26 protein-coding genes are annotated in these 16,155 nt (G+C 39.4%); 6 read left to right on the plus strand and 20 right to left on the minus strand.

Annotation, left to right across the window (positions count from 1 at the left end):
• Positions 1 to 121: 121 nt before the first annotated feature.
• On the minus strand, positions 122 to 484 hold the full coding sequence (locus tag LF817_RS11260; protein ID WP_253935915.1) for a YuzC family spore coat inner layer protein: 363 nt from the start codon (positions 482 to 484) through the stop codon (positions 122 to 124).
• A gap of 171 nt (positions 485 to 655) precedes the next feature.
• Here LF817_RS11260 and LF817_RS11265 point away from each other — a divergent pair, with 171 nt between their 5' ends.
• On the plus strand, positions 656 to 787 hold the full coding sequence (locus tag LF817_RS11265; protein ID WP_253935916.1) for a YjcZ family sporulation protein: 132 nt from the start codon (positions 656 to 658) through the stop codon (positions 785 to 787).
• Between the two features lie 89 nt (positions 788 to 876).
• Here LF817_RS11265 and LF817_RS11270 read toward each other — a convergent pair whose 3' ends face one another.
• Complete coding sequence (locus tag LF817_RS11270) at positions 877 to 1,590, minus strand: EAL domain-containing protein (RefSeq protein WP_253935917.1); 714 nt, start codon at positions 1,588 to 1,590, stop codon at positions 877 to 879.
• Positions 1,591 to 1,721: 131 nt separating this feature from the next.
• Positions 1,722 to 2,273, minus strand: a complete 552-nt coding sequence (locus LF817_RS11275) for a hypothetical protein (RefSeq protein ID WP_253935918.1) — start codon at positions 2,271 to 2,273, stop codon at positions 1,722 to 1,724.
• 178 nt (positions 2,274 to 2,451) lie between these two features.
• Between LF817_RS11275 and LF817_RS11280 the strand changes: the two genes are divergently transcribed.
• Complete coding sequence (locus tag LF817_RS11280) at positions 2,452 to 2,598, plus strand: YjcZ family sporulation protein (RefSeq protein WP_253935919.1); 147 nt, start codon at positions 2,452 to 2,454, stop codon at positions 2,596 to 2,598.
• A 39-nt stretch (positions 2,599 to 2,637) separates the two neighbouring features.
• Here LF817_RS11280 and LF817_RS11285 read toward each other — a convergent pair whose 3' ends face one another.
• On the minus strand, positions 2,638 to 3,117 hold the full coding sequence (locus LF817_RS11285; RefSeq protein WP_253935920.1) for a site-2 protease family protein: 480 nt from the start codon (positions 3,115 to 3,117) through the stop codon (positions 2,638 to 2,640).
• Between the two features lie 291 nt (positions 3,118 to 3,408).
• On the opposite strand from LF817_RS11285, the gene LF817_RS11290 reads away from it, so the two are divergent.
• The 3 genes from LF817_RS11290 to LF817_RS11300 all read left to right on the plus strand — a co-directional run bounded on the left by LF817_RS11290 (position 3,409) and on the right by LF817_RS11300 (position 5,751).
• On the plus strand, positions 3,409 to 4,365 hold the full coding sequence (locus LF817_RS11290; protein ID WP_253935921.1) for a ribose-phosphate diphosphokinase: 957 nt from the start codon (positions 3,409 to 3,411) through the stop codon (positions 4,363 to 4,365).
• A 105-nt stretch (positions 4,366 to 4,470) separates the two neighbouring features.
• Complete coding sequence (locus LF817_RS11295) at positions 4,471 to 5,334, plus strand: SDR family oxidoreductase (RefSeq protein ID WP_253935922.1); 864 nt, start codon at positions 4,471 to 4,473, stop codon at positions 5,332 to 5,334.
• A 180-nt stretch (positions 5,335 to 5,514) separates the two neighbouring features.
• Positions 5,515 to 5,751 (plus strand): hypothetical protein, encoded by a 237-nt coding sequence (locus LF817_RS11300; RefSeq protein WP_253935923.1) that lies wholly within the window; start codon positions 5,515 to 5,517, stop codon positions 5,749 to 5,751.
• Between the two features lie 291 nt (positions 5,752 to 6,042).
• Here LF817_RS11300 and LF817_RS11305 read toward each other — a convergent pair whose 3' ends face one another.
• The 16 genes from LF817_RS11305 to LF817_RS11375 all read right to left on the minus strand — a co-directional run bounded on the left by LF817_RS11305 (position 6,043) and on the right by LF817_RS11375 (position 15,560).
• On the minus strand, positions 6,043 to 6,792 hold the full coding sequence (locus LF817_RS11305; protein WP_253935924.1) for a hypothetical protein: 750 nt from the start codon (positions 6,790 to 6,792) through the stop codon (positions 6,043 to 6,045).
• Entirely contained in the window at positions 6,783 to 8,084 is a 1,302-nt protein-coding gene (locus LF817_RS11310) for a BMQ_0737 family morphogenetic spore coat protein (protein WP_253935925.1), read from the minus strand. Before LF817_RS11310 ends, LF817_RS11305 begins: the two co-directional genes overlap by 10 nt.
• Before the next feature lie 1,361 nt (positions 8,085 to 9,445).
• Positions 9,446 to 9,721, minus strand: coding sequence for a hypothetical protein (locus LF817_RS11315; protein WP_253935926.1), 276 nt, complete (start codon positions 9,719 to 9,721; stop codon positions 9,446 to 9,448).
• Positions 9,722 to 9,861: 140 nt separating this feature from the next.
• Positions 9,862 to 10,047, minus strand: a complete 186-nt coding sequence (locus LF817_RS11320) for a hypothetical protein (protein ID WP_253935927.1) — start codon at positions 10,045 to 10,047, stop codon at positions 9,862 to 9,864.
• Positions 10,044 to 10,202: a hypothetical protein gene (locus LF817_RS11325; protein ID WP_253935928.1), complete on the minus strand. Its 159-nt coding sequence runs from the start codon at positions 10,200 to 10,202 to the stop codon at positions 10,044 to 10,046. The genes LF817_RS11320 and LF817_RS11325 overlap by 4 nt, the downstream gene beginning before the upstream one ends.
• Positions 10,203 to 10,222: 20 nt before the next feature.
• Positions 10,223 to 10,411 carry a hypothetical protein gene (locus LF817_RS11330; RefSeq protein ID WP_253935929.1) on the minus strand — a complete coding sequence of 63 codons (189 nt, stop codon included), beginning with the start codon at positions 10,409 to 10,411 and terminating at the stop codon, positions 10,223 to 10,225.
• Positions 10,408 to 10,794 (minus strand): hypothetical protein, encoded by a 387-nt coding sequence (locus LF817_RS11335; RefSeq protein WP_253935930.1) that lies wholly within the window; start codon positions 10,792 to 10,794, stop codon positions 10,408 to 10,410. The genes LF817_RS11330 and LF817_RS11335 overlap by 4 nt, the downstream gene beginning before the upstream one ends.
• An 18-nt stretch (positions 10,795 to 10,812) precedes the next feature.
• Positions 10,813 to 10,935 carry a hypothetical protein gene (locus tag LF817_RS20250; protein ID WP_256558285.1) on the minus strand — a complete coding sequence of 41 codons (123 nt, stop codon included), beginning with the start codon at positions 10,933 to 10,935 and terminating at the stop codon, positions 10,813 to 10,815.
• Between the two features lie 64 nt (positions 10,936 to 10,999).
• Entirely contained in the window at positions 11,000 to 11,683 is a 684-nt protein-coding gene (locus LF817_RS11340) for a hypothetical protein (protein ID WP_253935931.1), read from the minus strand.
• Between the two features lies 1 nt (position 11,684).
• Complete coding sequence (locus LF817_RS11345) at positions 11,685 to 11,867, minus strand: hypothetical protein (RefSeq protein ID WP_253935932.1); 183 nt, start codon at positions 11,865 to 11,867, stop codon at positions 11,685 to 11,687.
• Positions 11,868 to 12,064: 197 nt separating this feature from the next.
• Positions 12,065 to 12,469 carry a hypothetical protein gene (locus LF817_RS11350; protein ID WP_253935933.1) on the minus strand — a complete coding sequence of 135 codons (405 nt, stop codon included), beginning with the start codon at positions 12,467 to 12,469 and terminating at the stop codon, positions 12,065 to 12,067.
• Positions 12,466 to 13,983, minus strand: coding sequence for a hypothetical protein (locus LF817_RS11355; protein WP_253935934.1), 1,518 nt, complete (start codon positions 13,981 to 13,983; stop codon positions 12,466 to 12,468). Before LF817_RS11355 ends, LF817_RS11350 begins: the two co-directional genes overlap by 4 nt.
• Before the next feature lie 5 nt (positions 13,984 to 13,988).
• Positions 13,989 to 14,798: a bifunctional DNA primase/polymerase gene (locus LF817_RS11360; RefSeq protein ID WP_253935935.1), complete on the minus strand. Its 810-nt coding sequence runs from the start codon at positions 14,796 to 14,798 to the stop codon at positions 13,989 to 13,991.
• 16 nt (positions 14,799 to 14,814) lie between these two features.
• Positions 14,815 to 15,021 carry a helix-turn-helix domain-containing protein gene (locus tag LF817_RS11365; protein WP_253935936.1) on the minus strand — a complete coding sequence of 69 codons (207 nt, stop codon included), beginning with the start codon at positions 15,019 to 15,021 and terminating at the stop codon, positions 14,815 to 14,817.
• A gap of 11 nt (positions 15,022 to 15,032) precedes the next feature.
• Positions 15,033 to 15,338 carry a hypothetical protein gene (locus LF817_RS11370; protein ID WP_253935937.1) on the minus strand — a complete coding sequence of 102 codons (306 nt, stop codon included), beginning with the start codon at positions 15,336 to 15,338 and terminating at the stop codon, positions 15,033 to 15,035.
• A gap of 33 nt (positions 15,339 to 15,371) precedes the next feature.
• Positions 15,372 to 15,560: a hypothetical protein gene (locus LF817_RS11375; RefSeq protein ID WP_253935938.1), complete on the minus strand. Its 189-nt coding sequence runs from the start codon at positions 15,558 to 15,560 to the stop codon at positions 15,372 to 15,374.
• A gap of 177 nt (positions 15,561 to 15,737) precedes the next feature.
• Here LF817_RS11375 and LF817_RS11380 point away from each other — a divergent pair, with 177 nt between their 5' ends.
• Positions 15,738 to 16,142 carry a helix-turn-helix domain-containing protein gene (locus LF817_RS11380; RefSeq protein ID WP_253935939.1) on the plus strand — a complete coding sequence of 135 codons (405 nt, stop codon included), beginning with the start codon at positions 15,738 to 15,740 and terminating at the stop codon, positions 16,140 to 16,142.
• The last annotated feature ends 13 nt before the right edge of the window (positions 16,143 to 16,155 follow it).

Raw genomic sequence — 16,155 nt, forward strand, 5'->3', positions numbered from 1 at the left:
CTCAATGCAGTCTTTCTCTATGGAATTTTTATGCACATTTTACGATCAAATCCCTTAATTGATATACTTATCGAACAAAAATATCCTGCCTCACATAAAGTGAAGCAGGACATTACAACAGCTACCTCCAGCGAAACGCCAAAATCAATTTACAGCACTCCTCCGAATTATCGGAGTTGTGTGGTGAGTTAAATTCTAAATGTAAACTTTCAGGATTGTAGCTTATGGATAATTTAGAAGTAATTCCGATAGAATAGATTAATCGCTCCACTTCTCCCATATCAGAGTGTTGAGCTGCATTCATAATTTTTTCCGACAAATTTTGAGATGAAGCCAGCTTTTCAATCACCTTTTCAACATCAATCAACAGTTTTTTCATTTCATTTGCGGAATGTTGAAAAAGATTAGAGTCAATTTCTTCATAAGCCCGACGAGATCCGCACGCTGGACAATAATACAATTGAGGATGATACGCATAATACATTAACTGAATCTCCTCCCATAACAAACGTCTACTTCATCATATGTATAGAAGGTGTGTTTTGGGAATGAAAAGATTCCAACATGCCTTAATAAGAACCTGGTTAGTCGATAGCCTTTCCATCTCAGCTATATAAGCCATATAGTATAGTATCGAACAAAAGGTGGTGAAATTATGAGCTATTATGGCGGATTCGGTGGTTTCTGCGGAAACAACTACGGCGGTTACAAAGGCGGCGGCTTTGCGTTGATCGTTGTTTTGTTCATCTTGTTAGTTATTGTTGGTACAGCCTATTATAAACATTAATAGTGAATGAAAGATCCATTCCTTTCTTCAATCCTATAAATTCTCACCAATCTTAGTCAGGACGTCATTCGTCCTGACTTTTTTTAAATTCAATATTGATTAAGATCTTCAGGCGGTGAGAGGACGTTCCCTTGAGCTAAAGGAATCCCCAGATATTTTGCCAGTGCCAGCTCATTGGGACGCTCTATTCCTTCGATGATCAGTTTTGTATGAAATTCCGCACAATATTTCTTTATGCTATTAACAATGAATTGCTTTTCTTTAGATTGCTCCAAATTACTTATGAGATAACGATCGAGTTTTACATATTCAGGTTTCAACTCAACAAGTGATGCAATATCGGAATATCGTTTCCCAAAATCATCAATAGCCACCTTAATGCCCAGTCCCCTGATATTTTGCAATGCCCTGCTTAAGACACTGTAATCTTCAATTCTTTCTGATTCATTTAATTCTAAAACCAAGTTTTGAGATTGTTGGAATTGTATAGTTAGCTTCTCTATAAAAGAAAAGAACAGTGGATTTGAAATCGTTGAAGGAAAAACATTTATAAATAACATTCCATTTCTACTTGTATATCCTTCCTTATTATAATACTCCACAGCTTTTTGAATAGATAAAGTATCTAATTCGTAAAGCTTTTCCTCAGCTTCAGCTAATTGGAACGCTTCCTCAGGTGAAAGTGAACATGCCGGTCTCAGCAATACTTCATAACCTATTTTTCTCCAAGTAGCCAAGTTATAAATCGGTTGAAAATGATGTGAAAAAGATCGGCCATTCAACAGTTGCTCTGCAGATGTCAAATCCAACACCTCTTTGGTATTTTTATTATAAAAAAGCCTCACTTTCATGAGGTCCGGTTCTTATGCAGAATAATGTCTTAAAAGCATTTCAATAGTATTCATTTATTGCAGACAATCATTCTAAACTTAAGCTATCGTTTAATTCCGTAATCTCTTTTTATATTATACCATGCCTTATAACAATCTTGTAAAAATTCTTCCATTTCCCTTTCTTGATAAATACGACTAAGCGGGATGTTCGTTTCTGGAATGTGTTTGAACTTGAACTTATTGTTCAAAGTTTCGAGCGCACCAAAAAACATTCTCATTCTATCAATCTCATCTACTCTTATAATGGAATGCGCAAGCAAAACACTTCTAATATTTTCAAGGTATTCTGTATTTTCTTTTATGATTTCAGCTAGCTTCTCGCCATTTACACTTTCATTCACTGCTTTGCTGAAGTTCATTAGCAGCTGTTCAATCATTTGTTTGTTTATGACTAATTCTCTTTTCAGAGGCTTTCTTTCCTCAGCAATCCTTCTAATGGTTTCTTTTTTAGCTTTATTCTTTTCAAACACTAATGTGACGAATACAGGGATCGCTATAGCTAAAAATGTCAAAAGGTTGCTTAACCAGTCAGCAGGGGATATACAGTTCCAGAAGCCTTCACAAAATCCATTAGTGAGCGTATCTTGTTTCAATGTCTCCCTCCTCATGTAAGCTAATGTAATTATTGAAATTAAATATAATCAGCAAAATAAAATATATGCTGATTTTATCTGTGCATATAACCAGCAAATTTCTTTAAAATAGTCATTCGCCTTTCCACTTCAGCCGAATTTCCATAAGTTATCGTAATGAGATAAAGGTGGTGAGTTTATGGGATATGGTTGTGGTTTAGGCGGTAACAACAGTCCGTACGGCGGATATGGTGGATATGGCTGCAGAAGAGGTGGAAACAACTTCGCTTTGATCGTTGTTTTGTTCATCCTTTTGATTATTGTAGGTGCTGCTCTCTGTAAATAAGCATGAAAAAGCCAGGGCAGCTGCCCTGGCTTTTTTCAATTAATCTATAGGGTCGTTCGCTTTTCCATACCTTATGACATCATAGATTGCCATCCCATCACTAGGCTTTCCTTCTTCGTTTCTAAAAGGAAAAAGTGAAAAGAATATGAAATATACTGAGAAATAAGCATATTGGTAAAAGAATAAATCAGCTGGAATAATATCGGCATAGATCATATAATTCATAGCGAGAATGACGATCAAGTTAAATATACTTCCAGCTAAATAAATCGCCACGTGAGCCCAGGTTTTATTGTACGAAAGCTTTTCATACTGGCACCACCCCTCCATGAAATACATCTTCTTCACTTCCAAAGGTCCTAAATGAAAAAGTGTATTGCCTGTTCCTATACAAAACTTTATCTTTCCTCCGAACAATCGGGCAACAAGTACATGACCCGCTTCATGGACTAATGTCACCATAGGAAGGATAAAGAAAAAATTCACAAAAAACATCGGGATATCACTTAACGTAAACATATAATTCCTCCAGCATAGTCTTCGTTGTACTGAACTAATGCCTTCCCGTTCTCCAGCGTTTCCTAACACTTTTTCAAGAAATTTATTATATTAGTATGGTAAATCATCCATTTTCCCTAGTCGATTTTAAATTTGGACAGCTCTTCCAATCTAAATTGAAATAAATTACAGCCCCTGAATTCAGACATGTAGAGATCAGCTATCAACCATTGGTTTCTTGTGTATCCAGCGAAAATTTGTGATAATGGTATATAAAATAATCTACCCGCCCTACATAAGGAGGAACCATACATGTCCACTGTAAGTCCTGACCCTAAATTAAAGATCTTTTCTTTGAATTCCAACACAGATCTAGCCGAAGAAATCGTCGACAATCTCGGAATTGAATTAGGTAAGTGCTCAGTAACAGAATTTAGTGATGGAGAATTACAAATTAATATAGAGGAAAGTGTCAGAGGTTGCGACGTGTACATCATTCAATCCACAAGCGAACCCGTCAATCAGCACATTATGGAGCTGCTTATTATGATTGATGCTTTAAGACGGGCTTCAGCGGAGTCAATTAATGTGGTTATGCCTTATTATGGCTACGCGCGTCAGGATCGTAAAGCCCGTTCCAGAGAACCCATTACTGCAAAACTGGTTGCTGACTTAATTGAACGTGCTGGAGCAACTAGACTTATTTCGATTGATATTCATGCCCCGCAGGTACAAGGCTTTTTTGATATCCCTGTAGATTTGCTGCTTGCCATGCCGATTCTATCTAAGCATTTCTTAGAGAAAGAGCTGGAAGATGTGGTCGTCGTATCACCTGATCACGGCAGTGTTAAAAGGGCCCGTCAAATGGCTGACCGTTTGAAAACAGGAATCGCCATCATAGATAAGCGTGCCCCTAGAGGAAACTTCGCCGGCGAAATAAACATTGTCGGAGATATAGCCGGCAAAACTTGTATATTAATGGATGACATCGTCGATACTGGTATAAGAATTGAAAGCGGAACAAAGGCTTTAATTGAAAATGGAGCAAAAGAAGTTTACGCTTGCAGCACCCACCCTGTTCTATCAGGACCTGCTATCGAGAAGATTGAAGCTTCCCCTGTTAAGGAATTGATTGTAACGAACAGTATTCCTGTACCTCCTGAGAAGCGAATGGAGAAATTAACTCAGCTTTCTATTGCACCATTAGTAAGCGAAGCGATTAAACGTGTACATGACGAAGAGTCAGTCAGCCCATTGTTCGATTCTTAGAAAATGAAGCCAATCATGACAATATTGTCATGATTGGTTTTTTTATGACTGAATTTTTCCAGTAAGGGCATCCTTTTTATTAACTTGAATGATAAGGAGGATGACATGTCCAATAATAAGAAAGAAATAAACCCGAAACAGCACCAAAGAAAACAACCTGGTAACGAGCATGCGATGAATCCTCTCCCAGAATACAATGATCCCAACTATCAAAGCAGTGGAAAGCTAAAAGGAAAAACAGTCATAATCACTGGAGGAGATAGCGGAATCGGAAGATCGGTCAGTTTATACTTTGCAAAAGAAGGTGCTGACATTGTTATCTTATATCTGGATGAACTTGAAGATGCTGCTTTTACTAAACGATTGGTGGAGCAACAAGGACGCATTTGCAAGTTAATTAGTGGGAATGTGGGGAATGCAGGCTTTTGTGAAGATGCAGTAAAAGAAACAATTAATCAATTCGGAAAAATTGATGTATTAATTAATAATGCAGCCGTCCAGTTTCCTCAGAGTGACTTTATGAGTATTACAAATGAACAAATGGAACAAACTTTCCGAGTCAACTTTTTTTCTTACTTCTATATGAGTAAAGCTGTGGTTCCTTACTTAAAAAGAGGCAGCTGCATCATTAATACATCATCCATTACAGCTTATGCAGGAAATGAGCAGCTGATTGACTATACAGCGACAAAAGGGGCCATTACTTCATTTACCCGAGCCTTATCAAAATCTCTAGTCGGAAAAGGAATACGAGTGAATGGCGTAGCTCCGGGTCCTGTTTGGACGCCTCTTATCGTATCAAGCTTTGACGAACAAAAAGTAGCAGAATTCGGTTCAGACAACCCTATGGGCCGCCCCGCTCATCCGCGAGAGATTGCTCCAGCCTATGTTTACTTAGCGAGTGAGGATTCAAGCTATGTGACAGGTCAGATGGTTCATGTAAACGGGGGGATTATTATCAATGGATAAAAGAGAAGCTGTCTTCAAGGCAGCTTCTCTTTTCCTTTGAAAAAGATAAATTAATGAGCAATCTTCCTCCTTATATATTCTATTATTATATGTTTTTATCTATTAATAGTAGATTGTCCCAAGCATTTTACTAGAACTTTCATATTATAAAGTAATCTATAAGGTAAGGAGGTGTTTCATATGGGATGCTGCGGAGATAACAATGTTGCAGGTGCTTCCAACCGTCGAAGAAAAAGAAATAACGTAGCAGGTATTAGTGATGACAACTTCCGAGTACCAGTCAAATCTTTTATTGATAGTGATGACTTTTGCCGTGCCGTTAACCGCTGTCTGCTTGATGATTTAGTAGCTGGAGCTGAGGACGATAACCGACGACGTAGACGTCGTAAAGGTCATAGCTGGGATAGCTGGTTCTAAGCACAAACTTCCACCACCTGTATAATTTCACTGACCACGTTTCAAGAAATAGTCAGAAGTTGAAAGGCGTGTCATATTTTCCTCTTCCGCCAGAGGAATTATGCTCGCTTTTTTTAATGAATCCTAACCAGAAATAATTATCTAAAAAAACAAAGCTTCGATGTTATACATTGAAGCTTTGCTCTTCCTGTTTTAAATGGTATTTCATTAAATTTTTTAACTACTTTAACCTCTGGTATGCAGTAAAAGTGACGGTATATCCGTGTTCATTGAGAAAACAAATTTCAATTTTTAAAACTGGACGCCGCATTCTCCAATAGAAGTAATCGGACTCATCCGAGCGGTGAATGTTGTAGAGAACGTGTGACCCATGTTGTCATTTGCCAAGACCGTCCACGTTCCTATATTACCTGGGCCAATGGACACCTCAATCAAAACTTCAAACAAACCTGTGAATACATTACCTCTTCCTAAAGCCGTTCCTCGTACTCTGGCAAAAGTATCGCCAATACAGTCAATTTCAATTCTTCTCCCTTGAATAAAATTAATGGTCGTTCCTCCGGATCCAAACGTCACATTAAAGTTATCAACAGCGGGATTACAGTTAGGACTGGCAGTGAAGCATTGAACAGCCGTCACATTAATCGTACCGCTCAAGGTCGATGCCACTCCTTGATTAATAATATCAACTGTAGCCGATGCTCGGTTACCTTGAACCCCGATCCTGAATTTACAAGGACATTCAACAGTTGGGCACTCCGCTTGTGTACCTACGTTAGTTACAAGAATATCCCCTCCTACCTCTGCGGTAGCACTTACATCAATAGATACAAGTGGAGTTCCGGGAAGAACTGTAACAGTGGTGGAAAAATCTCCGTTCACGTCTGTTGTTGCTGGATTAGGATCATAAGACACGACTTCCTCGGGGAAGTCACTAAAGAAGATTTCCGCTCCCACTACAGGGTTTCCCCCACAAGTTAGATTTCCGGTAATGATTGCGTTACAAGTGATCAGTTGAGGTACGTTAATAATTAAGGACATGGGCTATCACACTCCACTTGGACTTCTACTGAATCCGAAATCATTTGACCTTCTACTGTAGTAGAGGCTGTAATAATTACAGTACTAGAAGGTGTTCCATCAGCCACAGTTACACCCGAGAAATAGTTGCCATGACTCCCGGTTATAACAGGATTCGGATTAAAGGTGACCGCAGGGTCATCGCTTTCTAATGTCACTACAGCTCCTTCAATAACTCTTCCATCACAGCGCACCCTTCCGTCCACGAAACCATCACAAACAATTTCTTCTTCCGCGAACAGCTCGATGATACATGGATCAGCCAGGCATTGGATGATCGTCGGCAGAGAGGTGGAAACTTCTTGCCCATTCACCGTAGTTTCAGCTGTAATCACCACATCTGTAGGCTCTGTGACGGCAGGGAGACTAGTTTCCACTTCAAAATTGCCGAACTCATCTGTGATAACAGAATCCGGCGTGAAATCTACAATCGCCGGTTCGGCACGGAAAGTTACCTCTGCGCCTTCAATAGGATCGATATCGCCACAAATCACTTTACCTGAAAGGAACCGATCACAAATAATGACGGCCGGAACAAACACATGGATGTCACACGGAGAACAGGAAAATTCTACGTTCCCAGCAGGGATGGTCCTTTGAAAATCACTTTGCTGGACGATCCAGTCATATACTCTCGTAACCGATAGACAAGCCACCTCTTGAAGCTGCGTTGAAGTTGGTGATGTGACATATTCCTTTTCCGACGTCCTTTTAGATGTAACCTCTAAGTCTGTCATTTCGCTGGGGAAAATAACTGGACACTGGGCTGGCATAGTAAAAGAACAACGATCAGGAATGATGACGTCCCTTTCCACACAAAAAGCAACCTCCTGTTCAATCACTGCCTCCGCGACTGTTTGAATGCTTTGGCAAACGGTGAAATGAATATCCAAAGATTCAAAAGTTTCGTCCAGACAATTCACACTGGCTTGACAATCAAAATCCGTCACACTGCAGACCACGTCTGTACCTGCAGGTGCGCACAAAATCACATGTTCATTAAAGCAAAAGGGAATTGGATCAGACACACATAAGGTATCTTCATCCCCCACTTCGACTACAACATACCCTTGCTTACCAATCGTTATCTTTTGAAGAGTTACTGGTTCCCCATCAGGCAATTGAAGGGAAACATCTTCTCGATTCCCTTGCTCTTCACAGGTAATCTCGTCAACAGGGCTGCCTGCTGCATTGGTTAAATAACAACGTACAAACCCAGCATTCGCTAATAATTCACATAAATCTGGATTCACAACTTCCCTTGCTCCTTTCCAAGAAAAAATACACCAGTTCTCCGCTTGACGAGCCTACTCCAGTAATATAAGAAAAGCAGGACTCGCCCCACCAAAGTCTTTATGACGCAAAGATTATAGTATTGTATGATTTCAGGGTTATACAAGTTACGAGAAAAACGAGAATGCAAAGAATTCTACGTTTGATTTCTGAGAGACTGGCCCCCAAGAAGAATGCATCCCCCGGACTTAATCTACTTCATAACAAACTATCTGCCCTCAAATATGAGTCGATTCATTTACATGAGGAATGGGTTTGATAATGACAATTGAAATATAAAGAAGCAGGTATTCTAATTGAATACCTGCTTCTTTATATTTCACCTTTATTTATTATTCATTTCGTAATACTTTAAATGGAAGTTATATCTCGAATAGATGAAGTTTCCGGTGTGAGGCTCTAACCCATCCACACCATGCAATTAGATCATGTACTAGAACCTCAGGTATAATCCATTCAATATTTTATAGAACAAAAAAAGCCGATAAAAACTTCAGCAACATGTGTCAAAAATAAAAGAAATGACGCGGCCTCCCCATGGATGGAAAACCGCGCCATTTCGGCACTTTGTGTGGATGATTCCGATTGGGCTCGAACCAACGACCTCCACCCTGTCAAAGTGGTATATTTAGAAAGTATGGTACAGTTTGAATATGCTGACTGCTGTTATATCGGTACATTGAGTATGTTCTTTTATGTTCCACTCGTTGGATTTGGGGACAGGATGTTAAAGTTTGTCCCCACTTTGTCCCCACCAGGTTATAGAGCCACTACATTATAACAATGCCCTCTTATCCTTACTCTTTAGCTTTTTAGACTAAAGGAGTAGAATTATCGAAATAGCGAAATATCGAAATAAAGCCTGTCATATCAACGTTCAAAGCATTTCGATAAATATATATCGTTATAGAATAGCGAAATATCTATGCAGTGTGCTGTAGTGGGTGCATGGTATTCAGCATAGCACTTCATATTTACGCTTCTATGGTCTGGTGGTCTGTCTTGTGGCTGTTCTACAGAATGTACCCTTGCCTATTCAGTCAAAGAACGTTCTTGAGTATATTCCATTTCAGACATAGCAAGGTTTTAAGCTTGGACACTACGCCAATATTTCCAGTACGTTAAAAGAGCGTAAATAGTGATAAATGTATTTAGCCGATTATTTGAAGCGGATCAACTTGTACAAAGCCACACAGTTGCATCGAAACGGACAACTACCCACTTGCTATAATTTCACTTCAATATACAAGCCCTCGTAAACACAAAAAAAAGAAGCCCCTGCTCAAGATCTGCCCTAAGCATCTAGCTCCTCATTTTGAATTTAGAATAACCATTCCCATATGCCGAAGCCTACGAATAGTAGTATGGTGCATATGACAAACAACCCAGGCAGCGCCCATAAGAGGACACCCATCTTCAACGTAGTGTTAGCATTCTTGTAGAACTTCTCCTGGTCTGTGGGTTTCTCCCGGTTGCGCCACTCATTCTTTAATCCTTGCTTGCCTTCCTTGATTTCCGCTTTCGACTTCTCAATGCTTTCTTGATTGCGCCTTGATCTTTCTTCCAGCTTCTTTTCTAGTTCTTTCAACTTCCCCATGTCACCACTCCCTCCATTTTTTAAACAAAACGCCCACACCCTTACTCCTTTAAAATAATTATTCTATAAGATCTACATAAAATCCTTTATTTGGTATATATTTAGATAAAACAAAAAAAGAGAATGACTTTTGTCACTCCCTAAATGTTCACGTATATATACCTAAACCCTGCATCATCTAAATATCTCTTATATGCGCTGTCTGGTTCGCTTTCCATCTGCTCCCGGGGCTTTTCCCTGCCTGGTACAGTAATCAAGATAAGAAGGTTTTCACTTTGCTTTGATCTTGTTTCTAAACTTTTCACTCTGGTAGTTAAATTCTTCACCCTTCACACTCCCTAATGTCATCAATAATAATCACTGTTTTATCATTAATTTGGCTGCGGTACTTCTCTATGTCTTTCTCGCTATCAACCAGGAGTACAGGCAAAGCGTTAAAGGTTGTTACTCGCTTCTCTATACGTTTGACTCTGTTAATCATATTCACCCTCTCATTCCCCCTTATACGGCTACATGGTGAACGTGTGGCACGTATTCCTTAACCTTCTGATATATCTGCTCCCTGTCCTTCATTGAAGCATCTGGAGCGGATAAAGACTTTAGATAAGCGCATACCATTTGCTCTTGTGTTTCCTTGTTTGCTTCTTCCAATTGCTTTTCCAGCTTCATCAACCGCTTTTCTAAGTTCATGCGCTCTCACTCTCCAGTGATTCCTCCAGGCGTTCAATACGATCCTGTAAGTGTTCCATTTCATGTGCTTTAAATCCAAACTCTAATAATGACCTACATGCGCTGGCTCTGGCCACAGCAGGAGTCTTAGGATTCTGTGCCATTTCCATTAAAGTATCTACAGCTATGGTCATCCCCTGCCTTAATCGTGCGGTAGCCTGTGATACGGTTTCCTGTTTCATTCGGTGCAGCCGCTCCTGGAAGCTGTCTAACTGCTGCCATCTATACAGGGTACTAGTGGTTATGCCTGCCTTGTCTGCTGCCTTTTGCATGGTGGATTCCGTAATAATGGCCATAACTGCAAGCTCTTGTTTCTTGTTTAATTTCTCGCCACATTGACCCATGCTATACCATTCCTTTCCTTATCCTGTGATTTTAAAGGGTACTTTCATTTCTTTAGCTAACCGTTTCAACTTCTTCGATTGAGAGTAATGAGCTTTTTCCGTCACTTTATCCCGGGTTTTATTTCGATCATACTTTCTCACCTTATCGCCTCCTATAAATATGAGCCCCTGCCCCCATTGGAAAGAAGCAAGGGCTCTATGTTCTTTAGATGGTCTGTTTTTGATCTCCTTGTATTTCATTCTGTAACCACAAAGCCTTACTATTTAACACGTTTGAAAATTCTTGGATATTCTTCTCGATGGGCAGGTATTTCATAGACAATCTGCTTTTTTCTTGTTCCGCTTCGTCTAATGCCTGCTCGTATCTTTTTTGCTCTTTTGTCTTAACATTCTGTTTCGCTTGCTTCAAGGCTTCCTTCACTTCACTTTTAATCACGTTATACCTATCTAAATCTTGCCCTACTTTGGTAATCTCGTGGAAACTGTCAATCAGTACATATCTCATATTCTCGTTTTCATGGTTGGCTAATTCACTCACAATTCCTAAGAAGTCCTCAGCTGTCTCAACTTCACTCGCTAAGCGTGACAGTACCGTCTTAGTTAGATAGTCCATGACAGCCACATTCTTACTATCAAACTTGCGTTGATTCACTAATACCATTTCTGGAGACAATTCTTTTTCTTTCTCTGTGATAGTCATTTTATTATCCGGCTTGAAAAATTCGGCTTTGCTATCTAATTCTTTAACCTTTGCTTGCTTCTCGTCCTCAATGGATTGAAAAGCCTGTTTTACCTCTCCCTGCATTCGTTGAAACTGTTTCAACCGGGCTTCCGGCATTAATTCCTTTTCTGCTTTAGCTACTTGGCTTCTCATTTGATTTAGATCCATGTTATCTGTCCCCTTTAAATTTGGTTTTTTCTCGTTCTTTCTGCTTCCGACTGCGTAAAATATATTTCCCTCGCTTGATGGATTCTTGCCATACATCCGGGTTTGACCTAAGAAGCAATTTCATTTCATCTTGAGTCAAGAACACCGTATGCCCTGGCAGCTTAACCTCTATTAAATTTTCCATTCACAATGTCCTCCACTACTTGATCTACATCGTGATGACCACTATTCCCCATTACGTTTGCTAACTGAATGAGCTGTTCAAGTTGTTCTGTATTCATAATTTCACATCCTTTCAAATCGTCTATTCTTACTGCCCTATATAGTAGGTATCTCCCACCTTAATCACTAAATCTTTAGGAAGTTCACTTGTATAAATAGTCATGCACTCACCCCCTTTAAGTAGTTGAAATAACTACTCGCCCGGGCTTGTACTTCATAAAAAGATCCCTGCGCTAATATCTTGTGCCTTTTGGCCACTGTGCGCCCCTGCTCGTAATTCTCACGCCACAACACCCATTTACCCTGCCTACACTCCACATAAATTATGGATCTATGGCTCATTGACTGCATGTAAATCTCTCCAGCTACTCCTACCATGAATCCTATTTCCTTCATGCTCTTATCACGCTCTAAGACTTCTAATACAGTCGTTTTGTTATCTTTGAACCATTGTACAAGGGAAGGTTCTAACCGCTTTCCCTGCTTAATGTTTAAACGTCCATTAGACACCTGGAGCATACAGCCTGAGCTTTCTACCGTTTGGATAATTTCAGATACAGTCATATAGTTATGTCCTCCCCATCCTCGGATATAGGAGCTTCTTCCTCCATACGTTCCAACTTAATTAAGCGCCCCTCGCTCGTTTGTCCTAAGTCGGTAAAATATATCCCCTCTGATCTTAAACCTGGAGCAATCCTGGTTAATCTACCTTTTATACTGCGTGGTGTAGGCCATGCTTTGGAATATATAGTACGCTGATCCCTCACATACTCGGTTATAAGCTCATGGGCTTCTGTAGGAGTGCCTTTGTACTGCTTACGATTCTTCATAAAATCTATTACAGCTACAGCAAGCGGATCTGTTTCTAATGACTGATTGATTCCCTCTTGTTGGTTACGTGAATAAAGTTCTATAAACTCGCCTGGTTTCCAGTTTAGAGCTTTCTCTGCTGCTGTTATCCAAAGGGCAAAGTCTGCCATTCGTGGTTTATTCGTTACTATTGTATAGGGCAATTCCTTAATAGCTGCGCTCACTACGTCAAGAAAAGCTCCTATAATCTTAGGCCTGACAGCTTCAAACTCTCTCCAGAACGTGCCTTCATCTGTTCTTTTGTCCTTTGGAATAGATGGAAGGTTTAGCATAATGGAGCGGTCTAATAAGTCCGGGCGCTTCCCTACGTCTGAAATACCATTTAATATACTTGGCTTCATTAAAGTAATAACCGCTTCTTCATCATCACTATATAGCTCACGTTTTGCGACTGATCCCCCTAAGGCAATCTTACAAAAGGTATCTGATAGCGCATTTGATAATGATGAAATGTTATCATAAGCCCCTATATGTGCTTTACTTGCAGCAATAGCCAATTCTTCCTCACTCTTAGGTAAATTCCTTAAAGGAAGTGTTTCAGATGGATCAATCAGACTTCTTAAAACTTTAGTAGTCGTACTCTTAGAGCTTCCCTGCTCCCCTTGTACCAACAGAACAGGATAAGGAGAACCTGGGCGCATGGTTGCAAGTAACCAGGCTACAGCCATTTTAAAATCATCCTCATTCCTACAATTCAAGAATGGCTTTAGCTGTTCTATGCTCCCTCCAGGCTCTGGAGCAGGTAACTCTCCTAATGAGTTTGTACGCTTGAAATATACAGGCGTTTGACTAACTACTTTCCAACCTTGCTCTGATACTTCAATAGCTTCATAACGTTCATTAGCAAGATCAATATAGAAGCGTCCTTTGTACTCGGCAATTCGTGTATGAACCTGGTGCATTTCCCCTTTAAACAATGCCCCACCTTCTAAAGTAGATAGTGCATCTTCTACAGCCTGACTTCCTGCAACCTTTCCAAAGGTGTCGTAATACTGCATCCGTAACCACCGTTTAAACTTCTTCTTACGGAGTGGCATTACTTCCTCATGCTCATTTATTGTTAAGACAGCATAGGCGGTTTCATCTGGAGTGTGGAATAATTCTATATCAGAAGCCATTTCTACAAGGATTTGACTTTGTGTTTTCTTACTTTCATCATCATCCTTAAGCTGTTGTAATTCGTTTGCTTTACTTTCGTCATACCCCATAGACTTTAGCGCCCCCTTTGCTTCAATCTTCGTATCTCTTTATTTAAAATCGAATTATAAGTTTTATCTAATTCCTCTACAGGTAAAGATGGATCATTCCGCTCATTCCAACACCTTACAAGCTCATAAGCTATAGCAGGATGGATATTTTTTCTTAATAGCATCCCTGTTAATGAAGCGGCTGCTTCGTTCCTCGACCCTTCTTTGATCCCTTGTAAAAGGCTTGTCCAATGAGTAGAAGGTTTCCCTTCTGGCTGTCTTTCTTCTTTAATAAGATGTAAGAGCCACTTAGGAGCTTCTGCTATCTCTATTTCTAATGGCCTGCTCGATAACTCCCACTCATAAGCCCCACCGCTTGGATGAAGGCTAGGAGCTACTACGATATAACCACCTTCGCCCCTAACGTCTATCCCTGGTCTAATATTCGCCCTGTTACTTATTCCACCAGGATCTTTAAAGAGTAAATGACTTCCACCACTTCCAGTAATGGATTCTACTGTTTCTGGAAGCTCTCCATAATGATTTTTTAATTCTTGTAGTGATTCATCCCCACCATGCCTAATGTCAATATCTAAGGCTATAAAGTCGCTTACTGCTGTTGGAATACCAATATTCGCCTCTGGATGATCTGACCACCATTTCTTAATTTGGTTTATGTCCCTTGTGGCCTTATGGAAACCACCTTTATAAATAGGCTTTTTATCCTTTGGCTTTAATGGGAATACAGGCCACTCTAATTTTTCCGCATAGGCTACAGCACTTTTATAAAATATTGTGTTTGTCGATTTGGTCTGTGTTATACTGTAGTTAGACATTTATACAAGCGCCCTTTCAGATGCACTCTTGCCCGGAGTGCATTTTTTCTTTGTTCATTTCTTGTGCATTCAACCATTTTTCCACGCTATCCTTCTTAAAAAGGATTCTTCGCCCAATTCTTACATAACTGATCTCATTTTCTCTGACTAATCTATATACAAGATCAACTGATAACCCTAAATAGCTAGCTAATTCCTTCACGGTTAAGGTTGTCCTCTCCACTTAATCCCCTCCTATTTATAAAGCTCATACTGTTTATAGGTTTTTAGTACATTTTGCATTGAGTCCTGCATCCCTTGTTGCTTTAAAAAGAAGAAGTAACACCTTTCGATTAATTTGCTATCGCTGACAGGTGAACCATTTTCAAACTTTGTAAGCCTTCCAGGAGATATGCCTATTTGATTCGATACATAAGCCTTCGTATAACCAAAAGTCTCCCTGCTATGTTTGAACAAAAAGCCTTTCTCCTTCCATTCTTGCTCATTCTCTTTAATGAATAGTTCCTTACGTGCTTCCAATTCTTTTATTGTATCTTCCACTTAAAACGCCCTCTCTCGATTATATTTAGTTATTTAACTAACTTTTTCATTAGATTCTTTAGCTTCTCGAATTGCCTGCAATACTTCTTCCTTCTTATCTTTGGGAAGCTCATTTCTCAACAACCGACTAAAGTTTCCCTCATGCAATCCATAAGCTTCTGCTACTTGCCATTGTTTCAATTCTGCATCTTTAATCGCTTCACGAATTTCCCTGTTCTTCACTAATACACCCTCCCTTTTTAGTATCTATAGAAAGTATATATGATGTTGTTGCCACTGTCAACTTAAATGAAACAATAACAAAAAAACATTGCCAATAAAGGTTTAACATCATGTTTACAATGGCAACATTAAAGTATATAATAAAAACATCATCAACAATTAATAGGCGGTGAAAACATGAATTTCGGAGAAGAAATTAAAAGATTGAGGAAAGAGAAAAACTTGACACTCGATAAGTTAGCTGAAAAAAGCGAGTTATCTAAAAGCTATTTATCAAGGCTGGAAAATAATAAAAGAAAAACACCTAACAAAGAAACTATCCTAAAATTAGCGAGAGGCTTAGAGGTCAGTTCAACTGTTATTTTTCAATTAGCAGGTTATAAGAAAAAGAAAGTAGACGTTGAAAACATATTAAAACTTAACGAAGCATTTAAAAATTGGGAACCTGAATTTATTCCTAAAGGTAGGCATTTATCAAGAACATTAAGAGATGGAGAACCATTGTATTTCATGTCCAAAGAGCTCTCGGAAAAGGACAAAGAAAAGATATTCAAGTTTATTGAGGATTTTATTCTTAATTAAAGGAGGCAAACAA

The sequence above is a fragment of the Halobacillus sp. A1 genome (assembly GCF_024189295.1).
GTDB lineage: Bacteria > Bacillota > Bacilli > Bacillales > Halobacillaceae > Halobacillus_A.

What these genes read in the sequence shown, in the direction of transcription:
- LF817_RS11260 (WP_253935915.1), bottom strand. Translation starts at nt 484, where the DNA reads ATGTATTATGCGTATCATCCTCAATTGTATTATTGTCCAGCGTGCGGA.
- LF817_RS11265 (WP_253935916.1), top strand. Translation starts at nt 656, where the DNA reads ATGAGCTATTATGGCGGATTCGGTGGTTTCTGCGGAAACAACTACGGC.
- LF817_RS11280 (WP_253935919.1), top strand. Translation starts at nt 2,452, where the DNA reads ATGGGATATGGTTGTGGTTTAGGCGGTAACAACAGTCCGTACGGCGGA.
- LF817_RS11285 (WP_253935920.1), bottom strand. Translation starts at nt 3,117, where the DNA reads ATGTTTACGTTAAGTGATATCCCGATGTTTTTTGTGAATTTTTTCTTT.
- LF817_RS11290 (WP_253935921.1), top strand. Translation starts at nt 3,409, where the DNA reads ATGTCCACTGTAAGTCCTGACCCTAAATTAAAGATCTTTTCTTTGAAT.
- LF817_RS11295 (WP_253935922.1), top strand. Translation starts at nt 4,471, where the DNA reads ATGTCCAATAATAAGAAAGAAATAAACCCGAAACAGCACCAAAGAAAA.
- LF817_RS11300 (WP_253935923.1), top strand. Translation starts at nt 5,515, where the DNA reads ATGGGATGCTGCGGAGATAACAATGTTGCAGGTGCTTCCAACCGTCGA.
- LF817_RS11305 (WP_253935924.1), bottom strand. Translation starts at nt 6,792, where the DNA reads ATGTCCTTAATTATTAACGTACCTCAACTGATCACTTGTAACGCAATC.
- LF817_RS11315 (WP_253935926.1), bottom strand. Translation starts at nt 9,721, where the DNA reads ATGGGGAAGTTGAAAGAACTAGAAAAGAAGCTGGAAGAAAGATCAAGG.
- LF817_RS11325 (WP_253935928.1), bottom strand. Translation starts at nt 10,202, where the DNA reads ATGATTAACAGAGTCAAACGTATAGAGAAGCGAGTAACAACCTTTAAC.
- LF817_RS11330 (WP_253935929.1), bottom strand. Translation starts at nt 10,411, where the DNA reads ATGAACTTAGAAAAGCGGTTGATGAAGCTGGAAAAGCAATTGGAAGAA.
- LF817_RS11335 (WP_253935930.1), bottom strand. Translation starts at nt 10,794, where the DNA reads ATGGGTCAATGTGGCGAGAAATTAAACAAGAAACAAGAGCTTGCAGTT.
- LF817_RS11340 (WP_253935931.1), bottom strand. Translation starts at nt 11,683, where the DNA reads ATGGATCTAAATCAAATGAGAAGCCAAGTAGCTAAAGCAGAAAAGGAA.
- LF817_RS11345 (WP_253935932.1), bottom strand. Translation starts at nt 11,867, where the DNA reads ATGGAAAATTTAATAGAGGTTAAGCTGCCAGGGCATACGGTGTTCTTG.
- LF817_RS11350 (WP_253935933.1), bottom strand. Translation starts at nt 12,469, where the DNA reads ATGACTGTATCTGAAATTATCCAAACGGTAGAAAGCTCAGGCTGTATG.
- LF817_RS11355 (WP_253935934.1), bottom strand. Translation starts at nt 13,983, where the DNA reads ATGGGGTATGACGAAAGTAAAGCAAACGAATTACAACAGCTTAAGGAT.
- LF817_RS11360 (WP_253935935.1), bottom strand. Translation starts at nt 14,798, where the DNA reads ATGTCTAACTACAGTATAACACAGACCAAATCGACAAACACAATATTT.
- LF817_RS11380 (WP_253935939.1), top strand. Translation starts at nt 15,738, where the DNA reads ATGAATTTCGGAGAAGAAATTAAAAGATTGAGGAAAGAGAAAAACTTG.